The following is a 3,998-nucleotide window of genomic DNA, read 5'->3' on the forward strand; positions in this document are numbered from 1 at the left end:
GCCCAGCAGGGGGGCGTCCACGTCGACCAGGCAGCGAACCCCCCGGGGCGGCGGCGGCCGCAGGCCCGCCAGCTCCACCTCGGCCAGCCCCGTCAGGGCACCCCCACCTGGCGGCAACACCGTGCCCCGCACGTCGAGGAAGCGGGCCCCCAGCGCGGCGAGGGCACCGGTGCCGCCGTCCGTCGAGGCCGAGCCGCCCAGCGCGACCAGGATCCGTTGGGCGCCGCCGGCCAGCGCGGACCGCAGCGCCTCGCCGAGGCCGATGGTCTGCGCCCGCAACGGGTCCGGGGCCAGCATGAGCGGCAGGCCGCTGGCCCGCGCGAGTTCGACCACGGCCACGTCGCCCGGCAGCGCCAGCCATTCGGCGTCGTGCGGGCGCCCGTCCGGACCCCTCACGCGCACCGGGTGACGCACCGAGTCGGGCACGGCGGCGGCGAAGACGTCGAGGGTGCCCTCGCCACCGTCGGCGATGGGCAGCGTCACGATCTCGTCGAGCGGCCGGCGCGAGCGCCAGCCGTCACGCAGCGCCGCGGCGACCTCGGTCGCGGTCGCCGAACCCTTGAACGAGTCGGGGGCGATGACGACCCGCCGCGGCCGGTCAGCCGCCGCCGATCCGATGCCGCCCACCGGGCGCACCGCGGCGTCCTCGTCCCGTCCGCCCGGCTCAGCCAGCCGCCGGAGCGCTCAGCACGGCCGGCGTCGCGAGCCAGGCGTCGATGCCGGCCAAGGCCGCCGCCCGCACCGGCGCAGGGGCCGCGCCGGCGAGCACCGAGCTACGCGCACAGGCCGCCAACTCCTCGTCGGACAGGCCGAGCTCGCGGCGGCACAGCTCGTATTCCTCCAGGCAGGTGGGCCCGAACAGCAGCGGGTCGTCCGCGTTGATGGAGCAGCGCACCCCGGCTCGCAGCAGCGCCGGCAGCGGGTGCGCGGCCATGGACGGCACGACCGACAGCAGCAGGTTGGAGGTGGGACAGACGTCCAGGCAGGTGCCCCGCTCGAGCAGGTCGTCGACGAGGGCCGGGTCCTCGACGGCCCGGATGCCGTGCTGCAGCCGGTCGGCGCCGAGGGTCTCGACGGCACCGCGCACCGACGCCGGACCGTCGAGCTCGCCGGCGTGCGGGGTCGACAGCAGTCCGCCCGCCCGGGCCACCCGGAACGCCGCCGCGAACGGCTCCGGTGGCCAGCCGTTCTCGTCGTTGTGCAGCCCGAGACCGACGATGCCCCGGTCGGCGTGGCGCAGGGCGGTACGGGCCACCTCCACCGCCTGTTCGGGGGAGTCGTAGACGCGGTCCACCGCGGCCATCCAACGGACCGTCACCCCGCGTCGCGCGCCCGCCTCCTCCGATCGGGCCAGCACGGTCTCCCAGGCGGCCTCGGCGCTGCCGAAGACCCCCAGGTGGGCATACGGCCAGAAACTGGGCTCGAGGTACACGACGCCCTCGTCGGCCGCGTCGCTGACCATCTCGTCGACGAGCCGCTCGAAGTCCGCCGGGTGCCGGAAGACCGGCAGGATCCCGCCGATCACCTCGCTGAAGCCACCGAACTCGGTGAATCCCCCCGTCCGGGGGGTCGCGATGCCCGCGGCGGCGGCCAGATCGGCAAGCGTCGACGGCCGCATTCCCAGCTCGAAGTGCAGGTGCAGATGCCCCTTGGGCAGGCAGCGGAGGTCCCGCATCGACGTCCTTCCTCCTCGCGGCACGGCTTCACACCCTCGCGGCACGGCTTCACACCGTCCCCGGCGTCCGGACTATCACACTCCGGCGGGGCGGTGGATCGAAACGTGTGCCGGTCCTGCGGGCCGGGTCCGTCAGCGGAGGCTAGTCACCTCCCGGTCACCTCCCGGCCTGCGGACGGCGCCGGGCGGCGGCCAGCGGGGAGAAACGGACAGCGGGGAGAAACGGAAGCGGCGCGGCCGGCCCGATGTCCGGACCGGCCGCGCCGTTCGTCGTGCTCCGCGTTCGTCGTGCTCCGTTCGCGTCATGCTCCGTTCGCGTCGTGCTCCGTTCGGCTCGCGCTCACCAGCCGCCGGCGGGGCTCCCCGGGGTCCTGTTCTGGGCACCCGGGGCCCGGCCACCCGCCGCGCCGCCCGAACCGGGGGTGTACGGCGCGCCACCGGAGCCGGGAGCGCCCGTCGAACCGCCCGAACCGGGGAAGCCCGAGGAACCGGCCGAGCCGGGGGTTCCCGAAGCGCCGAAGGACGTGTCGCCCGGCGCCTGGCCCACCCGGGTGTCCCTCCCGCTGCCGGCGGGGCCGGTGGCGTCGGGCCGGGGCACCTCGCCGCGCCAGCCACCGGTCTCGCTCTGGCGGTGCTCGATGAACGACTTGAACCGCTTGAGGTCGGCCTTGACCCGCCGGTCGTCCGCCCCGAGGACAGCGCCCGCCTTCTCGGCGAGTCCCTCGGGCTGCCAGTCCATCTGGACCGTCACCCGGGTCTCGTCGTCCGTGAGCCGGTGGAAGGTCACCACGCCGGCGTGCGAGGTGCCCTCGGTGCTCTTCCACGCCACCCGCTCGTCGGGCAGCTGCTCGGTGATCGTGGCGTCGAACTCCCGCTCCTGCCCACCGACCTTCACCTTCCAGTGGGTGTGGGTGTTGTCGAGCTGCGAGATGGACTCGACACCGTCCATGAAGTTCGGGAAGGACTCGAACTGCGTCCACTGGTTGTAGGCGGTGCGAATCGGGACGTGGACCTCGATCGATTCCTGTACCGTGCTCGCCATGTTTCCTCCCGGCTGACTTCGGTGTCGGATGCAACGCTCATCCCCAGCCGCCAGCCCCTAACACACCTGCGGGCAGGACACCGGGTACGGAGCACGCGACTCCGCGGGAAATGATCAGGAGCAGCGGGGCGGGGCGGCGTCGCCGCCGGCTCAGCCGAGCGATCGCACCGTGGCCCGCGTCGACGCTCGCCGGGCCGCGGCCATCGCGACCGCGGCCTGCGCGAAGCCGCGGATGACCGGGTGCGGGCGGCTGGCATCCGAGCCCAGCTCGGGCTGGAACAGCGTCGCCAGAAAGAACGGATGGCCGGGCAGCTCGAGGACGCGGACGTCGCCGGACTCGTCCACGCCGCTGAATCGCAGGCCGTGCGCGAGCAACAGGCCGACATGGTCCGGGTTGATCCCGTACGAGCAGTAGTACCGCTCGACCGTGCGATCCGCGCCGATGATCCGTTCGGCGAGGGAGTCGCGGGTGATCCGGACGGCGCCCTCGTGACCGTTCAGGGCGCAGGCGATCGGCACGATCAACGGATGAGCCGCGTCGGGGTCGACCTCGGCGTGCGCGGCGTCAACGAAGCCGCACACCGAGCGGGCGAACTCCAGCACGACGTGCTGGAGGCCGCCGCAGGTCCCGAGGAAGGGAATGCCCCCCTCCCGCGCGGCCCGGACCGCCGCGAGCGCGCCCGCCTCGCTGGCGTACGGGCTACCCGGCACGAGCCAGATGCCGTCGAAGCCGTCGAGCGGCCCCGCGGCCAGCACCTCGTCGGTCGGGATCCAGTAGGCGTCCACCGGCAGTCCGTCCCGCCGGCGCAGCGCATCGAGCAGGTCGGGGATGCGGCCATGCGCGGCGATCTCGGCGCTGCGGTCACCGACCAGCGCCACCCGCGCGGGCGGTGCCGAGCGCGTCACCAGTGCTGGGGACGCGACGGGCGCGGACGGCGTGACGGCGGTGTTGGAGGTCATGCGTCGATCGTCGGTGCGTCCCCGAGTTCAGGTCCAACGATTATCAGTGCACCCGGCATAAGTAAGACTGATGGTGTGGATCCCCAACAGCTCCGCACGTTCGTCGGCGTCGCCACGGCGGGGTCGTTCTCGGCCGCCGCTCGTGAGCTGGGCTACACCCAGTCCGCCGTCTCGCAGCAGATCGCGGCGCTGGAGGCCGACCTCGGCGTCGCGCTGCTGCACCGCCGGCCCGTCGGCGTCACGGAGGCCGGCGCCCGCCTGCTGGAGCATGCCCGCCCCCTGCTGCTACGCCTGGCCGCCGCCCGCACCGACGTCACGCGC

At 74.1% G+C, this 3,998-nt stretch carries 5 protein-coding genes; 1 reads left to right on the forward strand and 4 read right to left on the reverse strand.

The window, feature by feature from the left end:
- The 4 genes from ND748_RS27145 to ND748_RS27160 all read right to left on the reverse strand — a co-directional run.
- Nucleotides 1-636 (reverse strand): glycerate kinase (locus tag ND748_RS27145; protein ID WP_251749049.1); only part of this gene is annotated, 636 nt, incomplete at its 3' end.
- A 28-nt stretch (nucleotides 637-664) separates the two neighbouring features.
- Nucleotides 665-1,675, reverse strand: coding sequence for an adenosine deaminase (gene add, locus ND748_RS27150; protein ID WP_251749050.1), 1,011 nt, complete (start codon nucleotides 1,673-1,675; stop codon nucleotides 665-667).
- A 340-nt stretch (nucleotides 1,676-2,015) separates the two neighbouring features.
- Nucleotides 2,016-2,717 (reverse strand): SRPBCC family protein, encoded by a 702-nt coding sequence (locus ND748_RS27155; protein WP_251749051.1) that lies wholly within the window; start codon nucleotides 2,715-2,717, stop codon nucleotides 2,016-2,018.
- Between the two features lie 150 nt (nucleotides 2,718-2,867).
- Nucleotides 2,868-3,677, reverse strand: coding sequence for a hypothetical protein (locus ND748_RS27160; protein WP_251749052.1), 810 nt, complete (start codon nucleotides 3,675-3,677; stop codon nucleotides 2,868-2,870).
- Between the two features lie 75 nt (nucleotides 3,678-3,752).
- Here ND748_RS27160 and ND748_RS34760 point away from each other — a divergent pair.
- The coding region (locus tag ND748_RS34760) for a LysR family transcriptional regulator (protein WP_251749053.1) at nucleotides 3,753-3,998 on the forward strand (246 nt) is incomplete at its 3' end.

This window comes from Frankia sp. AiPs1 (assembly GCF_023716945.1).
In the GTDB taxonomy this organism is placed as follows: Bacteria; Actinomycetota; Actinomycetes; order Frankiales; family Frankiaceae; genus Frankia.